The organism is Pseudomonas salicis, from assembly GCF_057128705.1.
The window spans coordinates 204,342-230,226 of record NZ_JBSKHU010000008.1; the positions used below are offsets into that span (position 1 = coordinate 204,342).

A 25,885-nucleotide genomic window follows, 5' to 3' on the forward strand; every position below is an offset into this window, starting at 1 on the left:
AGTTGGCTTGCCTACGATCTGACGCGTAGCGGCAGCAAGACCAGCCGCCTCAATGCGTCAGGCTCTACGCAGGTTTGTGGCATATGGCGATGAGCAGTATATTGCCCACCAAACGCAGTGGGGGGAGCGATCCAGTGCACAAGGAACATTCGCAACGCGCGTCGGTGCTGCAGCACGTCAGCCTCAATGTTCGACGTTTGCGGCATGAGGCAGCGTTGAGCCAGACCACGTTGGCGGAAAAATCCGGGGTCAGTCGGCGCATGCTCGTGGCGATCGAGGCAGGGGAGAAGAACGTCAGTCTGGCCACGCTGGACCGCGTTGCGGAGGCGCTGGACGTGGCGTTCAGTGATCTGATCCAGGCGCCTGACGAGCGCGACCCGAGCCGCATCAATGAGGTGGCGTGGGCAGGCGCGCTGCCAGAGAGCAAGGCTGTGTTGCTGGCCAAGGCGTCGGCGCGGCATGGCGTGGAGCTGTGGGAGTTCTCGCTGGCGCCCGGCGAGGCGTACGCCTCCGAGGCTGACCCCAAGGGCTGGAGCGAGCAGGTCTATGTGATCGAAGGTTGCCTGACCGTTGCATTTCCGGACGACACCCGACAGATCGCGGCGGGGGAATTTTTCATGTTCGCCAGCGACCGGCCCCATGCCTACCGCAATGATGGGCGCGTGGCGCTGCGCTTTGTGCGCAATGTGGTGTCGTAAGCGTTTGGAGGAATGACCGCGCGTCACCTGTGGGAGCGAATTCATTCGCGAAAAAGGGGACTGACGATAGAGATGCATTGTCTGACAGAGCATCGCGAATGAATTCGCTCCCACAGTTTTGAACCGCGGTGTTGCCGAGGGTTGGGGTCACACCCTCGATGTTGGTCAGCCAACAGCCCTTCAACACGTTGCCCGCTTTCCCATCAGCAAATTCCCGATATCCCGGCACGCGCTGTGCCTTGCATCCTTCGTACCGAAACGGGCCGACCATCGTCCTGTTTGAATCCCTCCGCAGGCTCGCCATAATCGGGCAGGCGCGCCACTGTGGCGAAGACAAGGCAAAAACAATGACCTCACAACACAATCGACCTGACGCCGACATCCTGATCATCGGCGGCGGCCTTAGCGGCACGATGCTGGCCGTGCAGCTGCTGCGCCTGCCGGGACAGCGGCGGATCGTGATCGTCGAATCCCGCAGCGAACTGGGCCGGGGCGAAGCCTATAGCGCTACCGAATTGGGCCACACCCTCAACGGCAACGCTGCGCGCATGAGCGTCGACCCCGACGACGCGGATGACCTGACCCGTTGGCTGGGCGAGTTCATTGCGTCGGGCAGCTGGCCAGAGTCTGATCAGCAGCACGTGCCGCTCGCCGAGCTGTTTCCGCCTCGCGGTATTTTTGGACTGTACGTGCAACAGCGACTGGCCGAGGCTCAGACGGTTGGCGCGCAGTACGGTTCGAGCGTCGAGCATGTGCGGGGTGAGGTCGTGGATGTGCAATCCGTGGCATCTGGCACTCGTCTCACGTTGGCTGACGGCACCGAGTTGAGTGGCCGCTTCGCCGTTCTGGCGACGGGGATGTTCGCCGCCGCGCGCACCCCGCAAACCGACTCCAACGCCCTGAATGCTGCGGCCGTGGACCCATGGGACGTTGCCGCGATGCGTCAGCTTGACCCTCAAGGCCGGGTGCTGATCATCGGCTCGGGCCTGACCATGGTCGATGCGGTGGTGTCGCTGGAACAGGCCGGGCATCGCGGCCCCATTGACGTGTTTTCCCGGCATGGTTTGCTGCCGCACGTGCGCCGTCAGCCGCCTGCCTGGCCGGATTTTCTCGGCGCCGACCACAGCCTTCGCAGCCCCCGGCAACTGGTGCGCGCGTTGCGTGAACAGTGCGAGCAGGCCAGCGCCCAAAGGATCGACTGGCAGGCCCCGCTGGATACCGTTCGGGTTCACATCCCACGGCTGTGGAGTCAGGCGACTGATGTGCAGCGGCGACAGTTCGTACGCCACGTCCGCCCTTGGTGGGAAAGCCATCACCACCGCTCGCCACCGCCCAGCGCGGCTTTGTTGGAGCGGCTGGTGCAGGAGGGCCGTCTGAACATTCATGCGGCGTCGTTGCAAGACGTGCAGGATCGCGAGTCGGGGCAGGTGCGCATCAGCGTGCGCTATCGCGGCGAGGATCATCCGACCGAGGTGCGGGGGGCGGCGTTGATTAATTCGACGGGTATTCAATACGACTGGCGCCGCGTGGACCGAGCCCTGCCTCGGCAATTGCTAACGCGGGGGTTGATTCAGCCGGGACCGCTGGCGCTGGGCATCGCCTCCGATCCGGGCGGCGCGGTGCTGGACGCCGAAGGGCGCGTGTCGTCTCGACTGTTCGCCATGGGCCCGCCGCTGCGCGGGATGTGGTGGGAAAGCACGGCGGTGACCGATGTGGCGTTGCAGGCGAAGGCGCTGGCGGTGAGGTTGGCCGAGATGTCTGAACGCTGACGCGAGGCGCCTGCGGCCAGAATCAACGCCTGACAGCGTATCAACGCCAAGATTGTGTCGACCCCGACACACTTTCGGCCCCTCATCCTAAAGGGCTATCCGAAAGAGCCGACAGCGTGGGATGGAACTGGTGAAACCGTGTGGGTTTTCCACGTGGTCGCAGGGCAGCCAGGGCTATGGAGGCGTTTTTTTCATGATGAGCTTGAGTTTCCGCAACCCGGCGGACGCGGCGTTGCTTGTGCAGCAGGCGACCGCTAAAAGTCAGCAAACCACTGAGGATTCAACTGACATACCCAGCGCGGCTGAGCAAATGCGCAAAAGCGTCGAGGTGCTGTTGTCGCCCGAAGCGCAGAAGGCGGCGAAAACAGGTGACAAGGACGCCGACATCGACGCCTCGAACCTGCCGGACCGGATCAAGGATCAGCTCAAGATGATCCGTTCGATACAGGCGCGCATCGCGCAAAAGATGAAGGACATGCAGGCCTTCATGAGTGATCACTCGCTGTCGCCAAAAGCACGCGAAGGCAAGATTCGTCAGTTGCAGATGGAGATCATGGCCATGTCCAACTCGTTGATCCAGGCCACGAACGAGCTGAACCAGTCGATGCAGCAAATGCACCTCTCGGTCGACGACCGAGTGCTGGCCGCCACGCTGGTGGGGCCCCAGCACGTTCAGTCCTGATCCAGAAGTCGAGGACCGGCGCCATCTTCACCCAAGGTATCGCCCCGGTTGCGCAACGGGCAGGCCTCCATCGACAGGCAGCCGCAACCGATGCAGCCGTTGAGCTGGTCGCGCAGGGCCGTGAGGCGATGGATGCGTTCGTCGAGGTCGGCTTTCCAGCATTCCGACAGCCGGTTCCAGTCATCAAGGTTGGGCGGACGATCCTGTGGCAGGGTGTCGAAGGCGGCCTGAATGGTCGCCAGCGGAATGCCCAGCCGCTGCGCCGTCTTGATCAGCGCCACCCGGCGCAGCACGTCCCGTGAGTAGCGGCGCTGATTGCCCGCATTGCGCTGGCTGCAGATCAGCCCTTTGGTTTCGTAGAAGCGCAGGGCGGTGACGGCGACACCGCTGCGGGCCGACAGTTGGCCGACGGTCAGTTCTCGGGGCAGATGCTGAGACACGGTAGGGCGCATGGATTCCTTCAATAGCCCGTTGATCAACAGGCAAAAGATGCTTGACCTCTAGTTAAGTGGAGGTTTTACCCTCCGCAGCCTGTATTAACAACTGGCAGCGCCTGGCCACACCGTCGCCCCTGACAATACGACGCAAGAAACGTAGTTCACGCGAAACCTCAATGCTGCATTTTGTTCTGCGACATCCGTTCATCTGTGGAGAGCGTTCATGACGTCACAAGACTCAAACCTTCCGTTCAGTCAGTTCGTCGAGTTCACGGTAGATCCCCGATACCAGGCCGGTCTGGTGGCGGACCTGAATGAGCGCTTCGAGCGCTTCACCCGTACGTACCCCGGTTTTATCCGCGCAGTGTCCACGTCAGCGAAGACCAGGGGCGAGTCCTCAGCCATGTGCTGTGGCAGTCCAAATCCGCCTGTGAACAGGCGTTCCGCAATGCCGAGCAGGGGGAAGGGGATTTGTGGGGATTGATTCGCAGGCACCGGACGACGGCGATGGCGTTCAACGCCTACGAAATGGTGGGAGAAATCACAGGCTCGCGCTGAAGGTCTCAAACCGACAACTGCACCATCCGGTCGCCTTGCACCTGCTCGCCCGGTCGACGCTTGTTCACGGCCAACTCGCCGATTTTGATCAGCCGCGCCCGGATGACGTTGCGGCTCAAGCCCAACAGTTGCGCGGTGTGCACCTGGTTGTAGTGGCTGAAGCGATAAGCCGCGCGCAACAGCGCATCTTCGACTTTCTCGTGCAGCGCGCCTGCCTGCTCTTCGAACAACTTTTGAAACGCCCGGGCCAACAGCGCGTCGGTGGAGTCGTCGATAGCAGGTGATGCGTCGTCCTGACGCTCCAGACGCAGGTTCGACAGGCGCAGGTCGCTGGCCTGGACCACGCCGTTGCGGCAAATCAGCAGGGTGTGATGAATGACGTTTTCCAGCTCGCGGATGTTGCCCGGCCAGCTGTAGGTCCGCAGCTTGTGTTCGGCGTCGCTGCTGATCTGGATCGGGCCGCAACCCAGGCGCTGGCTGTAAACCTCAATGAAATGACGGGTCAGCGGCATGATGTCGCCAGGGCGCTCACGCAGGGTGCTCAGCTCCAGGTTGACCACGTTGAGGCGGTAGAACAGGTCTTCGCGGAAGTGCCCGGCGTTGATCGCACGCTCCAGCTGCACGTTGGTCGCGGCCAGCACGCGGACGTTGATCGGCGTGCTTTTGCGTGAACCCAGCCGCACCACTTCACGCTCCTGCAACACGCGCAGCAGCTTCACCTGAATGGCCATCGGCAGGTCGCCGATTTCGTCGAGGAACAGCGTGCCGCCGTTGGCCTCTTCGAACCAGCCGGCCTTGGCGGTCAGCGCGCCGGTGAACGCGCCTTTTTCGTGGCCAAACAGCTCGGCCTCGACCAGCGATTCGGAGAATGCCCCGCAGTTCACGGCCACGAACGGCTGATGGCGGCGGTCGCTCAGGTTGTGGATGTGACGGGCGACCAACTCCTTGCCGGTGCCGGTTTCGCCGATGATCAGCACGCTGGCATCACTGGGCGCGACCTGTTGCACGTGGGCCAGCAGGGCCTGGGATTTCGGGTCTTCGAACACCTGCGCGGTGGCGCGGATGGAGGTCGCCAGGGCTGGGGAGGGCGGTAAGGTCAGTAGCTGCATGGGGATCACTTGTGGTTGAAACGGAACGCTGGCGGTCATGTGGGGGAACTCCGTGTACGAATGCCGCCGGATACCTTGTGGGAGCGTGCGGAGGTTACGACAGCCGCGAAAGCGGTGTGTCAGGCGATACATCCAACCCTGACCCGACGCAGTCGCTGCCGTCGTAACCTCCGACGTCTCCCACAGGTCATGCGGTGAACGGGTTACTTCTGCGGTGGCAAATCGTTGGCGATCATCTCGCCGAACGGGCCGGTCAGGTTGGTGATGCCACGCCCCGCCAAGCTGCGGTACGGTTCAGGCAGCAACGGGAACACCAGCTCGGCGAAGCGGTAGGCTTCTTCCAGGTGCGGGTAGCCGGAGAAGATGAAGCTCTCGATCCCCAGGTCCGCGTATTCCTTGATCCGTGCCGCGACTTCTTCGGGGTTGCCCACCAGCGCTGTGCCTGCACCGCCACGCACCAGACCGACACCGGCCCACAGGTTCGGGGCAATTTCCAGGTTGTCGCGTCGTCCGTCGTGCAGCGCGGCCATGCGGCGCTGGCCTTCGGAATCGAAGCGCGAGAAGGATTTTTGCGCAGCGGCGATGGTTTCGTCGCTGATGTGCTCGATCAGGGTGTTGGCGGCTTTCCACGCCTCTTCGCTGGTCTCGCGCACGATCACGTGCAGACGGATGCCGAACTTCACGGTGCGGCCATTGCGGGCGGCGCGTTCGCGTATGTCAGCCAGTTTTCCGGCGACGGCGGCGGGCGGCTCGCCCCACGTCAGGTAAACGTCCACCTGCTCGGCGGCCAGCTCGTGGGCGGCTTCCGAAGAACCGCCAAAATACAGCGGCGGGTAGGGTTTCTGGATCGGCGGGTACAGCGCCTTGGCGTTCTGCACCTTGAGGTGTTTGCCTTCGAAATCGACGGCTTCGCCCTGCAGCACGCGACGCCAGATTTTCAGGAATTCGTCGGTGACTTCGTAACGTTCGCTGTGATCGAGGAAACTGCCGTCGCCACGGTTTTCGTCAGGGTCGCCACCGGTCACGACGTTGATCAGCAGGCGCCCACCGGACAAACGGTCCAGAGTCGCGGCCATGCGCGCGGAGACGGTCGGGGAGATGATGCCCGGACGAATGGCCACCAGATAACGCAGGCGTTCGGTCAGCGGCACCAGCGCCGAAGCGATCACCCAGGAGTCTTCGCAGGAACGACCGGTCGGGATCAACACACCGTGGTAGCCCAGATCGTCAGCGGCCTGGGCCACTTGCTTCAGGTAATTGAGCGTGACCGGGCGCGCGCCCTTGGTGGTGCCCAGAAAATGGCCGTCGCCGTGTGTCGGTAGAAACCAGAAAACATCCATGAGAAATCCTTCGAGCGGGAATCGGTGGCTTTTGGAATAAGTGCGCTAGTTATAGAGGTTGTGATTTATTCCGTAAAAGAACTGAATTCCATATTTTTAGAACGTTCGGAGATATGCCCGGTTTTACGTTTTTAAACGTATGAGCGGCGCGGGATGTTATTCTCTCGCCCTGCACAGGCCGCTGTAGGAGTGAGCTTACTCGCGATGGGGGCCGGCCAGTTCGTGATTGACACGACGCCATCGCGAGCAAGCTCACTCCTACAGGATGTATGTGAGGCTCAGATAGCACCCATACCGTGAAAATCGATTGACCAGAAAAAAGAAGCCGCATGACCTCAAAAAAAGAAGTGGCGCCGTTGCCCGAAGACCTTCGGGTGTTTCTCACCGTGATCCGCAAGGCGGGCTTCGCGGCCGCCGCCGATGAACTCGGGCTGTCGCCTGCGTACGTCAGCAAGCGCATCCATATCCTCGAATCGACCCTGGCCACGCGCCTGTTGCACCGCACCAGCCGCAAGGTCGCGCTGACTGAAGACGGCGAGCGCGTGCAGCGCTGGGCGGTGCGGATTCTCGAAGATTTTCAGTTGCTGCACGACGAATTGTCCGACGCCCATTCGGCGCCACGGGGCAAGCTGCATTTGTGCAGTTCGTTCGGTTTCGGTCGCAATCACGTCGCTCCGGCGATCTCGAAACTGGCCGAGGCGTACCCCGATCTGGAGGTGCGGCTGGACCTGTTCGACCGGGTGGTGGATATCGTCAGCGAGGGCTTCGATCTGGAGATCCGCGTGGGCGATGACATTCCCGGTCAGCACATCGGTCGCCAATTGGTGAGTAACCGACGGGTACTGTGCGCGGCGCCGGATTACCTGGCGCGTCGGGGCACGCCGCAGCAATTGGTGGACCTGGAACAGCACGACTGCCTGGTGATCAAGGAGCGCGACAACGCGTTCGGCATCTGGCATGTCGAGCGTGACGGCGTGCGGGAGAGCGTGCGGGTCAGCGGGCCGCTGTCGTCCAACAGCGGCGAGATCGTCCTGCAATGGGCGCTGGACGGGCGCGGGGTGTTGCAGCGTTCGCTGTGGGACGTCAAACCCTTTCTGGAGCAGGGGCGGCTGGTGCAGGTGCTCCCGGAATACACCGAAAGCGCCAACGTCTGGGCGGTGTACCCGACGCGGCTGGCCAATTCAGGGAAATTGCGGGTGTGCGTGGAGTTTCTGCAGGCGCATTTTCAGGGGTTGTCTTTGTAAGTCGCAACTCTCGTCCCTATCTCTGGGGGAGCGAATTTATTCGCGAAGGGGTCGGTGTGTCTGGCACTTCTCTATTGAATGTACCGACGTCTCGCGAATGAATTCGCTCCCACAGTTGAAATTCGCGTCACGCCTCAGACTTCGCGGCGCCGCTGGGCTTCTGTGGGAGCGAATTTATGCGCGAAGAGGCCGGTGTGTCTGGCACTTTCTATCGGATGTACCGACGCCTCGCGAATGAATTCGCTCCCACAGTTGAAATTCGCGTCACGCCTCAGACTTCGCGCCGCCCCTGGGCTTCTGTGGGAGCGAATTTATTCGCGAAGGGGCCGGTGTGTCTGGCACCTCTCTATCGGATGTACCGGCGTCTGGCGAATGAATTCGCTCCTGCAGTCGGGATGGGTTTCGTCAGTAATGTTTCAGGTTAGCCACGGGTTCTCTGCCAGATGCTTTTGCTGAAACGCGAGAATCTGTTCGCGCTTTTGCAGCGTGCTGCCAATGGCATCCAGCCCCAGCAGCAGGGCGTTTTTGCGCAGTTCGTCGATGTTGAACGGTATGACGCGTCCGTCTTGCAGGCGAATTTCCTGTGCGGGCAGGTCCACTTCGATCTGCGCGCTGTCGGGCTGGCTGATCACCTTGCCCAAGGCCTGAACCTGCGCCTCGTCCAGCACGATGGTCAGCACGCCGTTGCGCTGGCAGTTGTCGTAGAAAATCCCGGCGAAGCTGCTGCCAATCAGCGCCTGAATGCCCATTTGCTTGAGGCCCCAGACCGCGTGTTCACGGCTCGAACCACAGCCGAAGTTCGGCCCGGTGACGAGGAATTTCGCGTTTTGCCAGCCCGGCTGATTGAGGATGAATTCAGGGTTCGGCTCGCCCGAGGGAAGAAAGCGCAGGTCGAAGAACAGGCCGCGATCCAGCCCGGCGCGGTCGATGCCCTTGAGGAATTGCTTGGGCATGATCACGTCAGTGTCCGTGTTGGCGGCCAGCATCGGCGCGGCCTTGCCGGTGACTTGGGTGAAAGGCTGCATCTCAGAAACTCCCTTGCAGGCTGCGAACGTCGGTCAGGTGGCCGGTGATGGCAGCGGCGGCCACCATGGCCGGGCTCATCAGGTGAGTGCGGGCACCGGCGCCCTGACGGCCTTCGAAATTGCGGTTGGTGCTGGACGCGCAGCGGTCGCCGGGGGCGAGCACGTCGTCGTTCATCGCCAGGCACATCGAACAGCCTGACTGGCGCCACTCAAAGCCTGCATCGCGGAAGATCGACGCCAGCCCCTCGGCTTCGGCCTGATCGCGCACGGCGGTGGAGCCAGGGACGATCATCGCCCGCACATGCTCGGCCACGTGTTTGCCGCGCACAACCTTGGCAGCGTCACGCAGGTCTTCGATGCGCGCATTGGTGCAGGAGCCGATAAAGGCGTGGCTGATGACGATATCGCTCAGCGGCATGCCCGCTTCCAGGCCCATGTAGGTGAGGGCGCGGCGCATGTCCTGGCGCAGGATCGGGTCGGCGATGGCCTCTGGGTCGGGAACGCTGCCGTTGATAGCCGCTGCCTGATCCGGGCTGGTGCCCCAGGTGACCATGGGCTGCAGGTCGCGGGCGTCGAGTTGGACTTCGCGGTCGAATACGGCGCCCGGGTCGCTGTGCAAGCCTTTCCATTTGGCGACGGCCTGATCCCACAGATCGCCTTTTGGAGCGCGGGGTTTGTCCTTGAGGTAGGCAAAGACTTTCTCGTCCGGGGCCATGAACGCACCCCGTGCACCGGCTTCGACGGCCATGTTGCAGATGGTCATGCGCGCTTCGACGCTGAGGGCCGCGATGGTCGAACCGGTGAATTCGATGGCGTAGCCGGTGGCGCCCGACGCGCCGATCTTGCCGATCAGGGCCATGATCACGTCTTTGGAGGTCAGCCCGCTGGACAGATCGCCGTCAACCGTCACGCGCATGGTTTTCAGGCGTTTGTAGACCAGCGTCTGCGAGGCCAGCAGGTGTTCGATTTCCGAGGTGCCGATGCCGAAGCCGAACGCGCCCAAGGCGCCGTAGGTGGTGGTGTGGCTGTCGCCCGCGGCGATGACCATGCCCGGCAGGATGAAGCCTTGTTCGGGGGCGATGACGTGTTCGATGCCCTGGCGCTTGTCGAGGACGTCGAACAGCTCGATGCCGAATTTTTCGCAGTTGTCAGCGAGATAAGAGACTTGCAACGCGCCACCCGGATCGGCCATGGCGGCGACACGCTGTGGGGCGGTGGGGTTGACATGATCGACCACGGCCAGTGCGGTCTCGGGGCGCCAGACATCGCGCCCGGCTTCGCGCAGGCCGCTGAACGCCTGCGGGCTGGTGTATTCGTTGATCACCTGACGGTCGATGTAGAGCAGGACATGGCCCTGATCGTCGAGGTTGCACACGGTGTGCGAGTCGATGTGTTTGTCGTACAGCGTTCTTGTTTGAGTCATGGAGAGGCTCGCTTGGAAGAGATCACGGCCAGAGAGGCTGTAGTCAACATCTTAGGCAGGCGAGGAGGGGCATCAATGGCCGAAGGGTGTGGGCATGGGACATGGATCGTGTTTGATGGAGTCGTTTTGTATTCGAGCCTGCCGCGGATCGCAGGATCAATGCAGCAGCTGTGGGAGCTCGCGGAGGTTACGACGCTGGCGAATGCGGTGTGTCAGGCAATACATCTTTCACGGACCCGCTGCATTCGCTGCCGTCGTGGCCTCCGGCGTCTTCCACAGGGTTCGAGGTGCACCGAGACGTTGTGGATGTTGCTTTCAGCGCGCAAAAAAACAGGCGCCGAAGCGCCTGTGAAGGAGAGCACGTGAAGCTCTGCAAATCAGAAAATCTGGGTGAAGAACCAGTACAGGCCGCCCGACAGCAGGATCGCCGCTGGCAGGGTCAGGACCCAGGCCATGGCGAGGTTGCGCAGGGTGCGCATTTGCAGGCCTGAACCGTTGGCGACCATGCTGCCCGCCACGCCGGACGACAGCACGTGGGTGGTCGAGACGGGCAGGCCGTACATGTCCGCCGCACCGATGGTGACCATGGCCACGACTTCCGCTGAAGCGCCTTGGGCGTAGGTCATGTGAGTCTTGCCGATTTTTTCGCCGACGGTCACGACGATGCGCTTCCAGCCGACCATGGTGCCCAGGCCCAGCGCGATGGCGACGGCGATCTTGACCCACAGCGGGATGAAGCGGGTGGCGGTGTCGATCTGCTGCTTGAACAGGTTCACCTTGCCCTGAGTGTCGGCGTCGAAATTGCCGACCTTGCCCTTGTCCATCAAGCGAATGGCTTCTGAGGTCAGGTACATGTCGTTACGCACGTTGGCGGTGGCTTCGGCCGGCACTTTGGAGAGCGAGCCATAGCTGGCGACCTGATCACCGATCTTGCCTGCCATCACGGCCAGGGCTGGCACCAGTTCAGGTGTCGGCTGCTTGTCGCGGATGTAGGTGGACAGCGTCTGGCGCGAATCCGCAGGGGCCGGTGCTGGCGCCGCCTTGCTCAATGCCTGTTGGGTGACTTGCGCTACCGCCGCGAATTGCAGCGACTGATCGGCAGGCATCGCACGGTTCAGCGCGTAGGCCATCGGCAGGGTGCCCACCAGAATCAGCATGATCAGGCCCATGCCTTTCTGACCGTCGTTGGAGCCGTGGGCGAAGGACACGCCGGTGCAGGTCAGGATCAGCAGGCCGCGAATCCAGATCGGTGGCGGGGTGTTGCCTTCCGGTGCCTTGTACAGCGCACGGTTCTTCACGAACATGCGCAGGGCCATAAGCAGCAGCGCCGCGCAGGTGAAGCCCACCAGCGGCGACAGCAGCAGCGAGTAGCCGATTTTGGTGGCTTGCGACCAGTCCACACCGCTGGTGCCATCACGACCGTGCATCAGCGCGTTCGCCACGCCCACGCCGATGATCGAACCGATCAGCGTGTGCGACGACGACGCTGGCAGGCCCAGCCACCACGTGCCGAGGTTCCACAGGATGGCGGCGATCAGCAGGGCGAAGATCATCGCGTAGCCTGCGGAGGAGCCGACTTGCAGAATCAGCTCCACTGGCAGCAGGGCGATGATGCCGAACGCCACCGCACCGCTGGAAAACAGCACACCGAGGAAGTTGAACAGCCCCGACCAGACCACCGCCACGTTCGGCGGCAGGGAGTGGGTGTAGATCACGGTGGCCACCGCGTTGGCGGTGTCGTGGAAACCGTTGACGAATTCGAAACCCAGAGCGATCAACAGCGCAACGCCAAGCAACAGGAACGGGGTCCAGGTCGTCACGACCGTGCCCAGATCGTCCATGTCCGACTTCAGGCTGAAGGCCGTGTACAGCAGGCCCAGACCGAGTACGGCGAAGAAGATCACCATCGTCAGAACACCGGGCTTGCGCCCGAATTGAGAACTCAGCCCTGCGCCTTTCAAGGAGCCTTGAGCCAGTGTGGGGGTCGCCATGATTCACAATCCTGTTGAGATGGGATGTTGCCCATGATCATTACAAAATGTGACAGAGATACGACGCGGGTCAGGAAAGCGCGGGATTTGTTGCGCTAAGGGATGGATGGTGTTCGAAAAATCGAATAAACGCCGCTGTTGATTCTGCCCGGAGGGCGTAGGAGCGCAGCTTGCTCGCGATCTGCCGCGAAGCGGCAGCAAACCCTGACGATTCAATTTGCCTGACACTACTTGGCGCGTGATTTTACTGCCGCTTCGCGGCAGATCGTCAGCAAGCTGGACTCCTACGCCCTCCGGGCAGAATCAAAAGCTAGGCTCAATAATCCCGGCTCTTACGAAACGCCCAGCGTCCCGCCACGAAGGTAAACGTCGCCACCAGCAACACCAGAATCCAGAACCCATGAGGATCGGTGGCCAGGGGAATGCCGCCGACGTTCATGCCGAAAAAACCCGCGACGATGTTGATCGGCAGCGCCAGCACGGTCACGACGGTCAGGGTGAACAGCGTGCGGCTGCTCTGTTCATTGAGGTTGGCGGCGATTTCTTCCTGCAGCAGCTTGATCCGCTCGCCCAGCGCGGTGAGGTCACTGATCACCAGCGCCGACTCTTCGGTGGACTGCCTCAATTCCTGCAAGTCCTCTTCCAGCAGCCATTGCGGCGGGCGGTGCAGCAGGCGCATCAGCGAGCCCGGCTCCAACGCCAGCAGCCGCTGCAGGCGTACCAGCACCCGCCGCATCGCGCCCAGTTCGCTGCGGTTATTGCTCAGCCGCTGCGACAGCAACTGGTCTTCGATCTTGTCGACACTGATGCTGGTCTTGCGCATGAACTGCGCCAGCACGTCGCTTTGATCGCGCAGCAGGTGGGCGAGCAATTCGAGCGGGGAGCGAAACGTTTCGCCGTGTTTGACCGACGAGCGCAGCTTGTCCACCGAACGCAACGGCTGATGCCGCGCCGAGATCATCAGGTTGCTGCGCACACAGACCCACAGCGTGGCGATGTCGGTGGAGACGCGGTTGAAGTCGAAGACCACGTCGTTGACCACCGCCAGCAGGGCCGAGTCCACATGCTCGATGCGCGTCGAGCGTGAGCCTTCGTGCAGCGCTTCGAGGAATTCGTCCGGCAGCTCCAGGTTGGTTTTCAGCCAGCGTTCGCAACTGGCGTGGGCCAGGTTCAAGTGCAGCCAGATGAATTCGTTTTCGTCGGTCGGGTTGCGCAGGGACTCCAGCGCCGTTGCCGCGTCAATTTCTCGGGCGGACTCATCGGGACGAAAGCGGAATCCATACAGCAGACCGAAAATGTCGGAGTCCTGATGACGGGCAATGGTTTGATTCATGAAGGCTCGCAGGCGAGAGGGGCCGCTGAAGGCAGAAGATCTAAAGCGGCATCATCGCAAGCGGTTTTGACAGTTTTGTGACGGTTTGTATCGTTTCATGTTTGGGTGGCAGCGGGAGGTTCAGACCATTCCCAAACGCTGTTTGCGGATCGGCGCGGGCCATGAGGTGTCGATCAACAGCTCGTCCTCCAGCGTCAGCTCGATGCTCGCCGCTTCTGCGTTCAATTGCAGGTGGTGCGGGTCGACCGCCTTAGGGATGGCAATCACGCCGTCCTGTCGCAGCACCCACGCGAGGCTTATCTGCGCTGGAGTGACGTCGTGGCGCTGGGCGACTTCGAGGATGGCGGGGTTCATCAGCAGATTGCCAGCTTGGCCGATGGGGCAGTAGGCCATCAGCGGCATGCTGGCGGTTTCCATCCACGGGATAAGGTCGTACTCGATGCCGCGCTCTTCGGGGTTGTAGAGCACCTGATTGGTGGCGCAGCGGGGGTCGTTCAATTCCAGCAAGTCCGACACGTCGAAGTTGGACACGCCCCAACGACCGATCTTTCCGTCTTCGCGTAGCCGCTCGAAGGCTTCAACGGTTTCGTCGAGGGGGTATGAACCGGGCCAGTGCAGCAGATAGAGGTCGATGAAATCGGTTTTCATCCGTTGCAGGCTGCGCTCGCACGCCGCGGGGATGCCCTTGCGGCTGGCGTTGTGGGGGTAGACCTTGCTCACCAGCGTGACCTGATCGCGTTTGCCCGCGATGGCTTGACCCACCACTTCTTCCGCGCCGCCTTCGCCGTACATCTCGGCGGTGTCGATCAGCGTCAGCCCGAGGTCGATGCCCCGTTGCAGCGCCTTCACCTCGTCCTGCCGCTGATACCGATCTTCCCCCATGCGCCACGTGCCCTGACCGATGACGGGAACGGTTTTGTCTGCCAGTTGAAGCGTGCGCATGGGGTGCCTCCTGCCGAATGGGGTATAGAACGATCAGGCAGTGTAGGCGGGTAAGGGTTCCCTTCGGGAAGCAGTTATGAGTGGCAAGCGGCAAGCGGCAAGCAGATCGGTGGCGTTACGCGAATCTGCTTCTGGCCGATCTGATTACTTCTGTGCCTGCGCCGCCTGTTTGTTCTCCCAACCCCCACCCAGCGCCAGGAACAAATCGATCTGTCCCATCGCCACCTGCGTATTCGCCGCCGCCAGTTGCGCGGTGACGTCGGTGTAGGTGCGGGTCGCTTGCAGGTCGGCGAGGAAGGATTCGCGCCCGGCCATGAAGAAGCGGTGGGTCTGGTCGGCGGCTTGTCTGGCGGATTCTTCGGTGTCGGCCAGGGCGTCGCGGCGTTCCAGCAGGGCGGTGTATTGCGACAGGCCGGTCTGGGCTTCGCGGATCGCGTTCAGCACCACACCGTCGAAATGCGCCAGGGCCGCCTGATTCGAGGCTTCGGCCATGTGAATCCGCGCCCGTGCGCCGTTTGACGGGATGGTCCAGCTGATCACGCCGCCAAAACCCCAGCGGTTGGTCGAAGGCTCGCCCAGCTCCTTGAGAATACCGACGGTGCCGACGGTCGCGCCGATGCTGATGTCCGGGTACAGCTCGCCGGTCGCCACGCCAATCGCCGCACTCGACACCGCCAGACGACGCTCGGCCTGACGCACGTCCGGGCGACGCTTGAGCAGCGCGGCGCCGTCGCCCACCGGCATCACCTGGGCGATGTGGGGCAGTTCGGCGCAGTCAGCCGCGCCTTTCGGCAGTTGATCCAGCGGTCGCGCCAGCAGCATCGACAGGCGATACAGGCCCGCCCGTTGCGCGGCTTCGTAGCGCGGCAGTTCGGCGCGCAGGGATTTGAACTGGGTTTGCGAGCGCGTCACCTGGGTCTCATCGCCACGACCGGCATCGCGCAGGCGTTGGGTCAGGTCGACGCTTTGTTTTTGCAGATCAAGCGAGTGCAGCGCGATGTTGCGCTCTTCATTGGCCGCGCAAATCTGCGTGTACGAACGCACCACGTCGGCCACGAGGGTGATCCGCGCCGTGTCGACGGCGGCCTGGGCGGCGTCGGTGTTGGCTTCGGCAGCCTCGATCCCGCGCTGCAATACGCCGAACAGGTCGAACTGATAGGAGGTGGTCAAACCGATATCACCGACGTTGGCCACCGGCACTTTTTCCGGCAGCAGAAACGCCTGACCGGCTTCCTGCAAGCGCTGGGCTCCGGCCTTGGCGCTGTTGGTGAACCCTCCTGCGGCGTCGGCTTCATCAGTCTGATAACGGGCCCGTTGCAGGTTGGCGGCGGCCACCCGCAGGTCGGTGCTGGAGACCAGCGCCTGACTCACCAGGGCATCAAGGGTCGGGTCGTTGTACAGGCGCCACCAGTCGGCAGGCACCGGTGCGGAGACCACGTTGACCGAACTGCCGGCGATCTCGCCCTGCAAGTCGGGGCGGTTGACCGCCGCGTCCTTTGGCATCTTGTAGTCAGGGCCGACCACCGTGCAGGCCGACAGCAACAGGCCCAGGCCCGCGCTCAGGAAGGCCGTGCTGCGTTTCATTGGGCGGCTCCTTTCTGGGTGTTTTTGTCGGCGAGGGCGTCGTCGATGATCGACACGGTGGCGGTCCGCCCGGCGATCATGCGGAAGTCTTCCGGCACTTCGTCAAAGGCGATGCGCACCGGAATCCGTTGCGCCAGCCGCACCCAGCTGAATGCCGGGTTGACGTTGGGCAGCAGGTTGGAGCCGCTGCTGCGGTCGCGGTCTTCGATACCGGCGACGATGCTGACGACGTGCCCGCTCAGGCGGGCGTTGTCGCCGATCACGCGGATGTCCACTTTCGAGCCGATGTGAATGCCGTCGAGCTTGGTCTCTTCGAAATAGCCGTCGATGTGGTACGAGGCGCTGTCCACCACCGACAACACCGGGCGTCCGGCGCTGACGAATTCGCGGTCCCGAGGGGCGCGGTCGTTGAGGTAGCCATCGACCGGGCTGCGGATCACCGAGCGGTCGAGGTTCAACTGCGCGGCGTCCACGGCCACCTGCGCTTCGTTCAACGCCGACAGGGCGCGGGCTTCCTTGGACTGGCTTTCTTCCAGTTGCTCGCGAGCGACCAGGTTGCCGAGGCCACGGTTACGCTTGTTCTCGCGCTGGGCCTGTTCCCAGGTTTCCTTGCGGTCGGCCACGGTCGCCTGGGCCTGACGCAGCGCCAGGCGGAAGCGGTCCTGGTCGATGGTGAACAGGATCTGGCCTTTGGTGATGGCCTGGTTGTCGCTGACCGAGACTTTTTCGATCAGGCCGGACACGTCCGGGGCGATCTGGATCACGTCGGCGCGGATGTGCCCGTCGCGGGTCCAAGGGGCGTACATGTAATACATCACCATGCGCCAGACGACGACCGCGGCGAGCAGGATGACCAGCAATGTCAGGACCACACGGCCCAGCGTCAACAGAGGTTTTTTCATTTCATCAGGTATCGACTAAGGGTATCCACGACGCCGAGCAGCAGAGCGTATAGACCGACGTTGAACAAAGCCCGGTGCCAGACCAGGCGGTAGAAGTGGGCACGGGACAGCACGGCGTGCACCACCAGAAAAATCACGTAAGCGATGCCCATCAGCACCAGAAAGGTCGGCAGGAAAATCCCGCTGATATCCAGATCACCAATCACAATGGCGCTCCATCGATGCCGTACGGCGGTTGTTCTTCTTGCTCGGCGAGCACGTCGACGATTTCCACACCCGGCAGCAGAGCCAGGCGCAATCCGCTGAGCGCGTGCAGCAGGTGCAGGCGCGACTCGTCGTCGCCCATCCAGTCGAAGGTCAGCGAGCGGCGTGCGCGGTCCATGGTCATCAACAGACCTTTGGGCGCCGGCAAACGCTCGCGGGCCTTGAGGCACGCGCGGAAATACGTGCCCACTTCAGTGGCCACCTGACGCAGCAATTGGCGTGGCACCGCGTGCACCCGTGGCATGTAGGCCAGCAAATCCAGCATGTTCAGCGCGACCCGCACTTCACGCAGGGCGATGTTGGTGTCCTGGGCGGTGATGGTCAGGCGCGGCAAATGCTGCATCAGTCGGTCGAGCATCCGCACGCCCATGCGCCGGTGTTCGGCCAGGCTCGCTTCCTCGCTCAGCGAAACGATGTCGTTCCAACTGAAGCGTGTCAGGCGCTTGGCCGCCACTTCGGTGCCGAACGGGCGCACGATCAGGGTCCAGACGAAGGCGAACGCCAAGCCCACGGGACCGGCAATGTTGGAATTCACGAAGTTCAGGAAGTCGGCGTCGTAGGCGCTCTGAATGCTGATGAACGACGAGGTGTTGACGATGGTCAGCAGCGTGCCGAGGTAGAACTTCGGTTGCACGGTGAGGGTGCCGACGCAGATGAACGGCACGGCGAACGCCAGCACCAGCATCGGAAAGTCGTGCAGGTTCGGCAACACCACGAACAGATAGAGGCTGGCGAAAACCACCGACAGCATTGTCCAGAAAAAGAAGCGGTAAATCTGCGGGGCGGGGTCGTCCATGGCCGCGAAGAAGCTGCACGCCACTGCGGCCAGCGCGACGGCACTGGCGCCGTCCTGCCAGCCCAGCAGAATCCACAGCACCGAGGCGACGATGATTGCGCTGACCGAGGTGGCCACCGAGTACAGCATCATGCCCTTGTCGAGGAATGGCGACAGGCGCCCCAGCCGCCAGTGCCGATAGACCGCGCGCCATGGGCGGTGATCGTCGGTGGCGATGGCGACTTGGAGGCTGCGGCAGTCCTGCCACAAATCGATCCATTCGCGCAGGCGATAGAGCACGTTGGACAGCAGCAATTGCCGCCGGTCATCCAGCTGCGCCGGGGTCGGCTGCAGGCGGTCGAGTTCGGTGTGCAGCGCTTCCCAATAGTTCACGGGGGCGCCGTCGGTGGTCTTTTCCACCCAGTCGCGGCATTCGAGGATCAGCGGCGCGACGTCGGCCACCAGTTCGGGGGTGCGGCGTTCCAGGGCCCACAAGGCATCGTCGAGGGCGTCGATCACCGGCAGCAGGTGAATCATGCGCCCGCGCAACTCCTTCGCGTTGCGCACGGTCTGGCGGTGTGTGCCTTCGTGGGGCAACTGGCCGATCATCAATTCCAGCGTGTTGAAGGTGCCAACCATGGCCGTGCGCAGGGCGCCGACGGTTTCCGGGGTCGCACGACGAGAGAGAAACAGGTCGCTGTAGGTCGAAGCGTCCTGAAACCACTTGCCCATGGTGTCGACCAGCACCGGCGCCAGGCGCCGGGGCCAGAACATCGCGCCGACCACGGCGGCGCAGACGATGCCCAGCAAAATTTCTTCGGTCCGCGACACGGCCACGTCGAACACTGCTTGCGGGTTGTCGACCACGGGGAAGGAAATCAGCGGCATGGTGTAGCCCGCGAGCATCAGCGCGTAGCTGTTGGCGGTGCGCAAATGCAGGGACAGGTAGAGCAGGGTGCCGGTCCACAGCGCGATCACCGTGGCCAGCAAAAAAGGCGTCTGCACGAACATTGGCACCAGCACGACGGAAGCCGCCGCCCCGAGGAACGTGCCCGCTGCGCGATACAACGCCTTGGAGCTGGTGGGGGCGACGAAAGGGCTGGAGACGATGTAGACCGTCGCCATCGCCCAATAAGGACGGGGCAATTCGAAGATCAGCGCAATGTACAGCGCGAGCATCGACGCGGCAAAGGTGCGCACGCCGTAGAACCAGTCGCGGGAAGGGGGGACGCCCTGAAAGAAGCCCTGGAACATACCTTTCAAGAGGACAGCTCCGGACCGACAGGGCTGGCCTTCGCAAAGGCTTTGAACACGCGGAGAGTGGCTTCCAGATCGGCGGGATCGATATCGGCGAACACGTCGCGGCGCAGTCGGATGAGTTCGTCTTCGATGGAGTTCGCCAGTGCGCGACCTTCTTCGGTCAGGCTCAAGGCCTTGGCGCGGCGGTCGGTCGGGTCTTCGGTGCGCTGCACCAGATTGGCTTTGCCCAACTGATCGAGCAGGCGCACCAGCGAGGGGCTTTCAAGGCCACAGGCTTGGGCGACGGTGACCTGACGTACCCCTTCGCCCAGGCGCGCAATCATCAGCAACGGACCCGCGCAGGCCTCGGACACGCCGTAGTTCACCAGCGTGGTCTGGCAGACGCGGCGCCATTGACGGGACGCCGCGACCACGCCGCCGGTGATGTGCATTTGCAGTGAGTCGAGGTTCATGAGCGGTGCCACTGGTTGATTCGACAAAGGGATTTGGTTAGGCAGTGAATGATTAGGCGCTGCATTATTAGGTTGCTAACTATTAATATCCGGTAACAAAGTCGTTTCGTCAATGGGGGCATGTGGCGAGGAGATGGATGGCGGGTCGCGGGCTGCCGCATATCCCTGTGGGAGCGAATTCATTCGCGAAGGTGTGTCAGGCGCTAGAGATGTTTCGGATGATCCTCCTTCGCGAATGAATTCGCTCCTACAGGGACAGGTACGCAGTGGCAACCGCGATTGGCCGGGAAATTCTTCGACCGTCTGTCGGCGCTTGCACACGCTTTTTGGCGATTTTTAGGATTTGCTCTACGGGCGCTTCCAAAAAAATGGCGCGACCGGTGAAAACCGCTGACCCCGGAATTCGCCGTGCTGATCAAAATTTGCGCAATCAAGCGTTTGAACTCGCTGATGTCGAGATGATAGCCAAGGCCGAATTTCGACCCTTTTCGGCAGTTTCTTGACTGGGTGCGCGCGCTAAAGAAAAACCGGTTCAGCCGATAGCAAAGGCGACAGGAAACGGGGCGCAAACCCCCGTTCCAGAGACATCCCTTTGCTGGTGCGCATGTCGCACCCACGAGCGCAACATGATCGACCTCGCCACCTGGAACCTCTCCGTACCCGTAGGCACCCCTGCGGCCATCATCGACACGACGAAGCTGGTCAGCGGCTATCAGGATGGGTACTTCCGTTCGGGAGAGACGCTGTTTTTCTGGGCGCCCGTGACCGGGTCTCGGACCGATAACGCCATTTACCCGCGCACGGAATTGCGTGAGACCTACGCCAACGGCGCCGTGCACAACTGGGCCTACAGCCAGGCGGACAACTTCCTGCGTGCCGCGTTGACGGTCGATCAAGTGCCGTCGACCGGCAAGATCGTCATCGGCCAGATTCATTGCTACGGCAGCACGGAACCGCTGCTCAAGCTGGAATACCAGTACAAGGAAAAAACCAGGAACGGCAATCTGGTCATCAAATACCGCCCGACGCCCACGTCCGAACCGGTGGTGATCCAGCTCGCCACCGGGGTCCTGATGAAAGAGCGTTTCAACTACACCATCCACCTGACCCCCGCGGGCGACCTCAGCGTCAACGCCCACGACATGCAATGGAACGCCCGGCTGGACGGCACGTGGAATGGCAAGCAGCTGTATTTCAAGGCGGGCGTCTACACCCAGGACAACGCCGGGTATGCGACGGAAGGTGGGGCGGCGACGTTCTACAAACTGCAGATCAGCCACGACAAGAAGGCCTGACCGCAGCGGCAAGCTGCGAGCTGCGAGCTAAGGCGGTTGGCGGCGATGCCGCTTTTGATTCTGCCCAGAGGGCGTGGGAGCTGGCTTGCCTGCGATCTGCTGCGCAGCGGCAGTAAACCCCAACCACGGGGTGTATCAGATACAACCGAGTTGTCTGACTTTACTGCCGCTGCGCGCCAGATCGTAGGCAAGCCAACTCCTACGGCCTTCGGCCAGAATCAAAAGCCCTGATCGCGTCACCCCGGCAGCCGCTATGTCTTGCGCAGAAGGAACATCACGCAGGCATCGGGAAAATGAGCGCAAAGCAGATCCGCCCCGGTATCGGCTGGTTCACCGCCACGTCGCCCCCATGCAATTGCATGATTGCCGCGACGATGGCCAACCCCAGCCCGTTGGAATCGGAACTCTGATGGCGAGAGGCGTCGGCGCGGTAGAAGCGGTCGAACAGTTTGCCGAGGGCTGATTCGCTGAGTACGGGGCCCTGATTTTCTACTTCGATGCGGCTTTCATCGTCGTGGTCGATCACCCGGATTTCAATCTCGCTACTTTCATCGGCGTACCGAATCGCGTTGGCCACGAGGTTGCTCAAGGCGCGACGCAGCAATAGCGGATCGGCGTCGAGCTGGCCATCGCCCGATACGTTGAACGTCATCTGCCGTTCCTCGGCCAAACCTTCGAAATACCCCGTCACCCGCTGCACTTCATCAGCGAGGCTCAGTGGCTGACGATTGAGCGCGGCCTGTGCATCGTCGGCGCGGGCGAGGAACAGGATGCTTTCGACCATCCGCGAAATCCGCTCCAGTTCCTCAAGATTCGACGCCAACAGCATCTGGTACTCATCGGCGCTGCGCGGTTGCCGCAACGCCACCTGACAATGGCCCATCAACGAACCCACCGGCGTACGAATCTCGTGGGCGAGGTCCGCGGAAAACTGGGTCAGGCGCTGGTAACCGTCTGCGAGGCGGTCGAGCATGCCGTTGTAGGCGTCGCTCAGTTGCTGCAACTCCACCGGCGTGTCGCGGCTGTCCATCCGGCTGTCGAGGCGCGCCGGGGTGATGGCGGTGGCGTGGGCCGCCATGTTGCGCAGCGGTCGCAGGCCTCGGCGCAGCAACAGATAGCCGAGCCCGGCCGTCACCGCGAACGCCAGTGCAATCGAAATCAGGATGCGGTCGCGAAAGCTGGCCAGGGTCGCCATTTCCTTCACCGCCAGGTGCGCGGCGGTCAGGTGCACGACCTTGCCGCCAGACACCGCTTCCACCGTGGCCGCCCGCATCGGCACGTCCCCGCGGACCATGCCACTGCGCATGTCGTCCGCGCTCAAGGGTGCGTTGGCGCTGATCACGGGCATCTGCGGCAAAGTCGCGTGCAGCGGGTTGACCATGATCACCGGGGATTTGCCCGGCTCGCCAATGACGAAAATATCGTCCTCGCTGTCCAGCATGTTTTCGAACAGTTGCGGGCTGCTGCGCAGGGTGTCGAGGGTCAGGTCGTATTGCAGCAGTTTGCGAAAGTGATCGAGCCGCGCCAGCACCGCGTGGTCGCTGCGGGTCATCACCGAGGCTTTCATGGTTTCGTACAAATACATCCCGGCGCTGGCCACGGCGAGCATCGCCACCACCGCAAAGGCCAGGGTCGAGCGCAGGGTCAGAGAGGGCTGGCGTCGGGCTCGCATGGCCGCACCTCGCACACGTAACCGATGCCGCGCACGGTATGGATGAGCTTGACCGGGTAGGGTAGGTCCACTTTGCTGCGCAGGCGTTTGATCGCCACGTCGACCACGTTGGTGTCGCTGTCGAAGTTCATGTCCCAGACCTCCGAGGCGATCTGCGCCCGAGACAGCACGTCACCTTCGCGGCGCAGCAGCAGATGCAGCAGGGCGAATTCCTTGTTGGTCAGGGTGATCACCTGTTGCTGGCGGGTGACGCGTCGACGCAGCAGGTCCAGCTCCAGGTCCGCGAGATGAAAATGATCGGCCTCGCGCACCACGCCCCGGCGCAGGATCGTGCGGATGCGCAGCAACAGTTCGGTGAAGGAAAACGGTTTGACCAGGTAGTCGTCGGCGCCCAGCTCCAGCCCGCGAATGCGGTCCTGCAACTGGTCGCGGGCAGTGAGGAACAGCACCGGCACGTCCTGCTTGGCGCGCAGCACTTCGATGATCTGCCAGCCGTCGATGCCGGGCAGCATGACGTCCAGCACCAGCAGGTCGTAACGGTGCTCCAGCGCCATGTGCAGACCGTCGGCGCCGTGCTGGGTCCAATCGACTTTGTAGCCGGATTCGCTGAGGCCCTTTTTCAGGTACTCACCGGTTTTGGTGTCGTCTTCGATCAGCAGGATGTGCATCGTGGGCGGGGCTCGCTTCGCGTCAGGGCAGTGTCGCCGGGCGGTTATCAAAGGGCGCTGAAAGCGGCTGGATGCCGCGTCGTGTGCGGAGTTTAACCATTTGGGCCGTTGAGGTCGGTTACATTTTTGTCATTGATCGAAGGGGATTTGGGCGTGCGGCGAATGACAAAAATGTCATCGCGCGGTCATTGTCCGGTGCCGGTTGCGGGCGGAGGATGGCAGTCATTCAACACGCACTATGCTTCATCCCTCTGCCCTCAAGGAACGTCACGATGAAAATGAAGAATGCATTGTCCGCCACCTTTGGTCTGCTCGCCCTGAGCGCGGCCGTCATGGCCTCGGCGGCTGACATGCCCGTGGTCAAGCCGGTCCGCGGCACCATTGATAGCTTCGAAAACAACACCCTGACTTACACCACCCGCGCCGGTGCTCATCAGAGCATCGCCCTGACCGACAAGACTGGCGTGCGTCTGGTCTCGAAAGGCGACATCGCCTCGATCAAGGCCGACAGCTTCATCGGTTCGGCGGCCACGCCTCAGGCAGACGGCACGCTGAAAGCGCTGGAAGTGGCGGTGTTCGAGCCAAGCCTCAAAGGCAGCGGCGAAGGTCACTACGGTTGGCAGAATGCTGACGGCAGCACCGGGACCATGACCAACGGCACCGTCGGCAAGCTGACCGGCACCAACGGCCACACCCTGAGCGTGAGCTACAAAGGCGGCGAAAAGCAGTTGGTGGTGCCGGACGACGTGCCGATTGCCTACATCGAAGCAGGCAAGGTCGACCAACTGGTCAAGGGCGCCAAGGTCGTGGTGTTCCCGGCTGACGACGGCAAGACTGCCCGTGGTGTAGCGGTCGGCAAGGATGGTTTCCAGCCACCGATGTAAAATTCAAAACCATCGCGAGCAAGCTCACTCCTACAAAGACCGCGTATCAACTGTAGGAGTGAGCTTGCTCGCGATACCGATGGCTATAGGTTGTCTTGAGCCTTCCTGAATGAGCCTCACACCATGAAAAAAAACAGCATTCATCCCTGGCCCATTCGCCTCACGCACTGGATCAACGCTTTTGGCATGGTCTGCATGTTCATGAGCGGCTGGGGCATTTACAACGCGTCGCCGCTGTTTCGCTTTTCCTTCCCCCGGGATTTCACCCTCGGTGGCTGGCTCGGCGGCGCGCTGGCCTGGCACTTCGCGGTGATGTGGCTGTTGGTGATCAACGGCCTGATCTACGTGGCGTACGGGCTGCTCAGCAAGCACTTCAAGCGCGACTTCCTGCCTGTCACCCCCAAGGCGGTCAAACGCGATTTGGTGGACGCCTTGCGTTTTCGCCTCAAGCACGAGAAGGGCGTGTACAACGCCGTCCAGCGCTTGATGTATTGGCTGGTGCTGGCGGCGGGCGTGCTGATCGTGGTGTCGGGGCTGGCGATCTGGAAACCGATTCAATTGCAGGAATTGACCGCGTTGTTCGGCGGCTACGACTTTGCCCGCTTCGTGCATTTCGGCGCAATGGCGGCGATTGGCGCGTTTGTCGTGGTGCACCTGGCGCTGGTGTTGCTGGTGCCCAAAACCCTGTTGCCGATGATCACCGGCGGCACGCGTGTGATGGAAAGCGGGAAGGGCGAACATGATTGAACCGAAAAAACGCGCGATCCAGCGCATCAAGCTGGAACCGGCGCAACAGACCCAACTGGAAAACCTGCAACGCCGTCACTTCCTCAAAGGCGGCCTGACCGTGGGCGCGATGGCCATGCTCAGCGGCTGCAACCTGCAGGACGGCGATCAGGTGGACAAAGTGCTGTGGAGCATGTCGCGCTGGAACGACCGGGTGCAGGCCTGGCTGTTCAGCGGGCAGAAACTGGCGCCGACCTTCGCCAAGGAGCAGATCCGCAACCCGTTCCCGTTCAACGCGTTCTACGGCGAGGACGACATCCCCGACCTGGACGTGGCCGACTGGAAGCTTGGCGTCTCCGGGTTGGTGCGCGACAAGGCCTCGTGGACTCTCGACGGCCTGCGCAAACTCCCGCAGCGCACTGACATCACGCGACTGATCTGCGTCGAAGGCTGGAGCGCCATCGGGCAGTGGGGCGGGGTGCCGCTGAAGACCTTCCTTGAGCACGTCGGCGCGGACACCTCGGCCAAATTCGTCGGCTTCAAATGCGCGGACCGTTACTACTCCAGTCTCGACATGCCCACCGCGTTGCACCCGCAAACCCTGCTGGCGCTGGATTTTGGCGAGGTCGCGTTGCCGCCGAGCTACGGCTACCCGCTGCGCATCCGCGTGCCCACCAAGCTGGGCTTTAAGAACCCCAAGCACATCGTCGAGATTTTCGTCACCAACGATTATCCGGGGGGGTATTGGGAAGATCAGGGGTACAACTGGTTCAGCGGGATTTAGGCTGGCGATGTTCTCCCCTGTCTCTGCCTCAACACCTTCATGCGCCGCTGACCCCCTGTGGGAGCGAA

The 25,885-nt window shown here is 62.3% G+C and carries 23 protein-coding genes; 8 read left to right on the forward strand and 15 right to left on the reverse strand.

The window, feature by feature from the left end; translation table 11 throughout:
* Positions 1 to 134: 134 nt before the first annotated feature.
* The 3 genes from ACWKWE_RS26650 to ACWKWE_RS26660 all read left to right on the forward strand — a co-directional run bounded on the left by ACWKWE_RS26650 (position 135) and on the right by ACWKWE_RS26660 (position 3,149).
* Positions 135 to 698 carry a helix-turn-helix domain-containing protein gene (locus ACWKWE_RS26650; protein WP_483852173.1) on the forward strand — a complete coding sequence of 188 codons (564 nt, stop codon included), beginning with the start codon at positions 135 to 137 and terminating at the stop codon, positions 696 to 698.
* Positions 699 to 1,045: 347 nt separating this feature from the next.
* Positions 1,046 to 2,467 carry an FAD/NAD(P)-binding protein gene (locus tag ACWKWE_RS26655; RefSeq protein ID WP_483852174.1) on the forward strand — a complete coding sequence of 474 codons (1,422 nt, stop codon included), beginning with the start codon at positions 1,046 to 1,048 and terminating at the stop codon, positions 2,465 to 2,467.
* Between the two features lie 193 nt (positions 2,468 to 2,660).
* Complete coding sequence (locus ACWKWE_RS26660; protein ID WP_341958869.1) at positions 2,661 to 3,149, forward strand: hypothetical protein; 489 nt, start codon at positions 2,661 to 2,663, stop codon at positions 3,147 to 3,149.
* Here ACWKWE_RS26660 and soxR read toward each other — a convergent pair.
* From soxR to ssuD, 3 genes are all read right to left on the reverse strand, one after another.
* On the reverse strand, positions 3,140 to 3,601 hold the full coding sequence (soxR, locus tag ACWKWE_RS26665; protein ID WP_341958868.1) for a redox-sensitive transcriptional activator SoxR: 462 nt from the start codon (positions 3,599 to 3,601) through the stop codon (positions 3,140 to 3,142). The genes ACWKWE_RS26660 and soxR overlap by 10 nt on opposite strands.
* A gap of 548 nt (positions 3,602 to 4,149) precedes the next feature.
* Positions 4,150 to 5,253, reverse strand: a complete 1,104-nt coding sequence (locus ACWKWE_RS26670; protein ID WP_401151604.1) for a sigma-54 interaction domain-containing protein — start codon at positions 5,251 to 5,253, stop codon at positions 4,150 to 4,152.
* A 203-nt stretch (positions 5,254 to 5,456) separates the two neighbouring features.
* Positions 5,457 to 6,593 carry an FMNH2-dependent alkanesulfonate monooxygenase gene (gene ssuD, locus ACWKWE_RS26675; RefSeq protein ID WP_166598483.1) on the reverse strand — a complete coding sequence of 379 codons (1,137 nt, stop codon included), beginning with the start codon at positions 6,591 to 6,593 and terminating at the stop codon, positions 5,457 to 5,459.
* 329 nt (positions 6,594 to 6,922) lie between these two features.
* On the opposite strand from ssuD, the gene ACWKWE_RS26680 reads away from it, so the two are divergent.
* Positions 6,923 to 7,837, forward strand: a complete 915-nt coding sequence (locus ACWKWE_RS26680; protein ID WP_483852175.1) for a LysR substrate-binding domain-containing protein — start codon at positions 6,923 to 6,925, stop codon at positions 7,835 to 7,837.
* A gap of 416 nt (positions 7,838 to 8,253) precedes the next feature.
* Here the strand turns inward: ACWKWE_RS26680 and leuD are convergent, their stop codons facing one another.
* The 10 genes from leuD to ACWKWE_RS26730 form a co-directional block, all read right to left on the reverse strand.
* Positions 8,254 to 8,862 (reverse strand): 3-isopropylmalate dehydratase small subunit, encoded by a 609-nt coding sequence (gene leuD / locus ACWKWE_RS26685; RefSeq protein ID WP_483852176.1) that lies wholly within the window; start codon positions 8,860 to 8,862, stop codon positions 8,254 to 8,256.
* A 1-nt stretch (position 8,863) separates the two neighbouring features.
* The gene (gene leuC, locus ACWKWE_RS26690; RefSeq protein WP_483852177.1) at positions 8,864 to 10,285 is read right to left on the reverse strand and encodes a 3-isopropylmalate dehydratase large subunit; all 1,422 of its coding nucleotides are present in this window, start codon (positions 10,283 to 10,285) and stop codon (positions 8,864 to 8,866) included.
* Between the two features lie 377 nt (positions 10,286 to 10,662).
* On the reverse strand, positions 10,663 to 12,276 hold the full coding sequence (locus ACWKWE_RS26695; RefSeq protein WP_483852178.1) for an inorganic phosphate transporter: 1,614 nt from the start codon (positions 12,274 to 12,276) through the stop codon (positions 10,663 to 10,665).
* A gap of 316 nt (positions 12,277 to 12,592) precedes the next feature.
* Positions 12,593 to 13,609, reverse strand: coding sequence for a transporter (locus ACWKWE_RS26700; protein ID WP_166598488.1), 1,017 nt, complete (start codon positions 13,607 to 13,609; stop codon positions 12,593 to 12,595).
* Positions 13,610 to 13,729: 120 nt separating this feature from the next.
* Positions 13,730 to 14,551 carry an aldo/keto reductase gene (locus ACWKWE_RS26705; RefSeq protein WP_483852179.1) on the reverse strand — a complete coding sequence of 274 codons (822 nt, stop codon included), beginning with the start codon at positions 14,549 to 14,551 and terminating at the stop codon, positions 13,730 to 13,732.
* A 144-nt stretch (positions 14,552 to 14,695) separates the two neighbouring features.
* A complete protein-coding gene (locus ACWKWE_RS26710; RefSeq protein ID WP_483852180.1) occupies positions 14,696 to 16,135 on the reverse strand; it encodes an efflux transporter outer membrane subunit in 1,440 nt (479 codons plus the stop codon).
* Positions 16,132 to 17,037, reverse strand: coding sequence for an efflux RND transporter periplasmic adaptor subunit (locus tag ACWKWE_RS26715; protein ID WP_401151427.1), 906 nt, complete (start codon positions 17,035 to 17,037; stop codon positions 16,132 to 16,134). The genes ACWKWE_RS26710 and ACWKWE_RS26715 overlap by 4 nt, the downstream gene beginning before the upstream one ends.
* Positions 17,034 to 17,243: a DUF1656 domain-containing protein gene (locus ACWKWE_RS26720; protein WP_166598493.1), complete on the reverse strand. Its 210-nt coding sequence runs from the start codon at positions 17,241 to 17,243 to the stop codon at positions 17,034 to 17,036. The genes ACWKWE_RS26715 and ACWKWE_RS26720 overlap by 4 nt, the downstream gene beginning before the upstream one ends.
* Entirely contained in the window at positions 17,240 to 19,330 is a 2,091-nt protein-coding gene (locus ACWKWE_RS26725; protein ID WP_166598506.1) for an FUSC family protein, read from the reverse strand. The genes ACWKWE_RS26720 and ACWKWE_RS26725 overlap by 4 nt, the downstream gene beginning before the upstream one ends.
* Positions 19,331 to 19,335: 5 nt before the next feature.
* Positions 19,336 to 19,788, reverse strand: coding sequence for a MarR family winged helix-turn-helix transcriptional regulator (locus ACWKWE_RS26730; protein WP_166598494.1), 453 nt, complete (start codon positions 19,786 to 19,788; stop codon positions 19,336 to 19,338).
* Positions 19,789 to 20,414: 626 nt separating this feature from the next.
* Between ACWKWE_RS26730 and ACWKWE_RS26735 the strand changes: the two genes are divergently transcribed.
* Positions 20,415 to 21,083 carry a polysaccharide lyase family 7 protein gene (locus ACWKWE_RS26735; protein ID WP_483852181.1) on the forward strand — a complete coding sequence of 223 codons (669 nt, stop codon included), beginning with the start codon at positions 20,415 to 20,417 and terminating at the stop codon, positions 21,081 to 21,083.
* A 274-nt stretch (positions 21,084 to 21,357) separates the two neighbouring features.
* Here ACWKWE_RS26735 and ACWKWE_RS26740 read toward each other — a convergent pair whose 3' ends face one another.
* Together ACWKWE_RS26740 and ACWKWE_RS26745 are read right to left on the reverse strand one after the other, a co-directional pair.
* Positions 21,358 to 22,755, reverse strand: coding sequence for a heavy metal sensor histidine kinase (locus ACWKWE_RS26740; protein WP_483852182.1), 1,398 nt, complete (start codon positions 22,753 to 22,755; stop codon positions 21,358 to 21,360).
* Entirely contained in the window at positions 22,728 to 23,423 is a 696-nt protein-coding gene (locus ACWKWE_RS26745; RefSeq protein WP_341958856.1) for a heavy metal response regulator transcription factor, read from the reverse strand. The genes ACWKWE_RS26740 and ACWKWE_RS26745 overlap by 28 nt, the downstream gene beginning before the upstream one ends.
* A gap of 278 nt (positions 23,424 to 23,701) precedes the next feature.
* Between ACWKWE_RS26745 and ACWKWE_RS26750 the strand changes: the two genes are divergently transcribed.
* From ACWKWE_RS26750 to ACWKWE_RS26760, 3 genes are all read left to right on the forward strand, one after another.
* A complete protein-coding gene (locus ACWKWE_RS26750; protein WP_166598507.1) occupies positions 23,702 to 24,307 on the forward strand; it encodes a hypothetical protein in 606 nt (201 codons plus the stop codon).
* 123 nt (positions 24,308 to 24,430) lie between these two features.
* Positions 24,431 to 25,054, forward strand: coding sequence for a cytochrome b/b6 domain-containing protein (locus ACWKWE_RS26755; RefSeq protein ID WP_166598498.1), 624 nt, complete (start codon positions 24,431 to 24,433; stop codon positions 25,052 to 25,054).
* Complete coding sequence (locus ACWKWE_RS26760) at positions 25,047 to 25,817, forward strand: molybdopterin-dependent oxidoreductase (protein WP_166598499.1); 771 nt, start codon at positions 25,047 to 25,049, stop codon at positions 25,815 to 25,817. Before ACWKWE_RS26755 ends, ACWKWE_RS26760 begins: the two co-directional genes overlap by 8 nt.
* The last annotated feature ends 68 nt before the right edge of the window (positions 25,818 to 25,885 follow it).

Excerpts from the sequence above, each read along its gene's own strand:
- ACWKWE_RS26655 (WP_483852174.1), top strand. The coding sequence starts at position 1,046 with ATGACCTCACAACACAATCGACCTGACGCCGACATCCTGATCATCGGC.
- ACWKWE_RS26660 (WP_341958869.1), top strand. The coding sequence starts at position 2,661 with ATGATGAGCTTGAGTTTCCGCAACCCGGCGGACGCGGCGTTGCTTGTG.
- soxR (WP_341958868.1), bottom strand. The coding sequence starts at position 3,601 with ATGCGCCCTACCGTGTCTCAGCATCTGCCCCGAGAACTGACCGTCGGC.
- ACWKWE_RS26670 (WP_401151604.1), bottom strand. The coding sequence starts at position 5,253 with ATGCAGCTACTGACCTTACCGCCCTCCCCAGCCCTGGCGACCTCCATC.
- ssuD (WP_166598483.1), bottom strand. The coding sequence starts at position 6,593 with ATGGATGTTTTCTGGTTTCTACCGACACACGGCGACGGCCATTTTCTG.
- ACWKWE_RS26680 (WP_483852175.1), top strand. The coding sequence starts at position 6,923 with ATGACCTCAAAAAAAGAAGTGGCGCCGTTGCCCGAAGACCTTCGGGTG.
- leuD (WP_483852176.1), bottom strand. The coding sequence starts at position 8,862 with ATGCAGCCTTTCACCCAAGTCACCGGCAAGGCCGCGCCGATGCTGGCC.
- leuC (WP_483852177.1), bottom strand. The coding sequence starts at position 10,285 with ATGACTCAAACAAGAACGCTGTACGACAAACACATCGACTCGCACACC.
- ACWKWE_RS26695 (WP_483852178.1), bottom strand. The coding sequence starts at position 12,276 with ATGGCGACCCCCACACTGGCTCAAGGCTCCTTGAAAGGCGCAGGGCTG.
- ACWKWE_RS26700 (WP_166598488.1), bottom strand. The coding sequence starts at position 13,609 with ATGAATCAAACCATTGCCCGTCATCAGGACTCCGACATTTTCGGTCTG.
- ACWKWE_RS26705 (WP_483852179.1), bottom strand. The coding sequence starts at position 14,551 with ATGCGCACGCTTCAACTGGCAGACAAAACCGTTCCCGTCATCGGTCAG.
- ACWKWE_RS26710 (WP_483852180.1), bottom strand. The coding sequence starts at position 16,135 with ATGAAACGCAGCACGGCCTTCCTGAGCGCGGGCCTGGGCCTGTTGCTG.
- ACWKWE_RS26715 (WP_401151427.1), bottom strand. The coding sequence starts at position 17,037 with ATGAAAAAACCTCTGTTGACGCTGGGCCGTGTGGTCCTGACATTGCTG.
- ACWKWE_RS26725 (WP_166598506.1), bottom strand. The coding sequence starts at position 19,330 with ATGTTCCAGGGCTTCTTTCAGGGCGTCCCCCCTTCCCGCGACTGGTTC.
- ACWKWE_RS26730 (WP_166598494.1), bottom strand. The coding sequence starts at position 19,788 with ATGAACCTCGACTCACTGCAAATGCACATCACCGGCGGCGTGGTCGCG.
- ACWKWE_RS26735 (WP_483852181.1), top strand. The coding sequence starts at position 20,415 with ATGATCGACCTCGCCACCTGGAACCTCTCCGTACCCGTAGGCACCCCT.
- ACWKWE_RS26740 (WP_483852182.1), bottom strand. The coding sequence starts at position 22,755 with ATGCGAGCCCGACGCCAGCCCTCTCTGACCCTGCGCTCGACCCTGGCC.
- ACWKWE_RS26745 (WP_341958856.1), bottom strand. The coding sequence starts at position 23,423 with ATGCACATCCTGCTGATCGAAGACGACACCAAAACCGGTGAGTACCTG.
- ACWKWE_RS26750 (WP_166598507.1), top strand. The coding sequence starts at position 23,702 with ATGAAGAATGCATTGTCCGCCACCTTTGGTCTGCTCGCCCTGAGCGCG.
- ACWKWE_RS26755 (WP_166598498.1), top strand. The coding sequence starts at position 24,431 with ATGAAAAAAAACAGCATTCATCCCTGGCCCATTCGCCTCACGCACTGG.
- ACWKWE_RS26760 (WP_166598499.1), top strand. The coding sequence starts at position 25,047 with ATGATTGAACCGAAAAAACGCGCGATCCAGCGCATCAAGCTGGAACCG.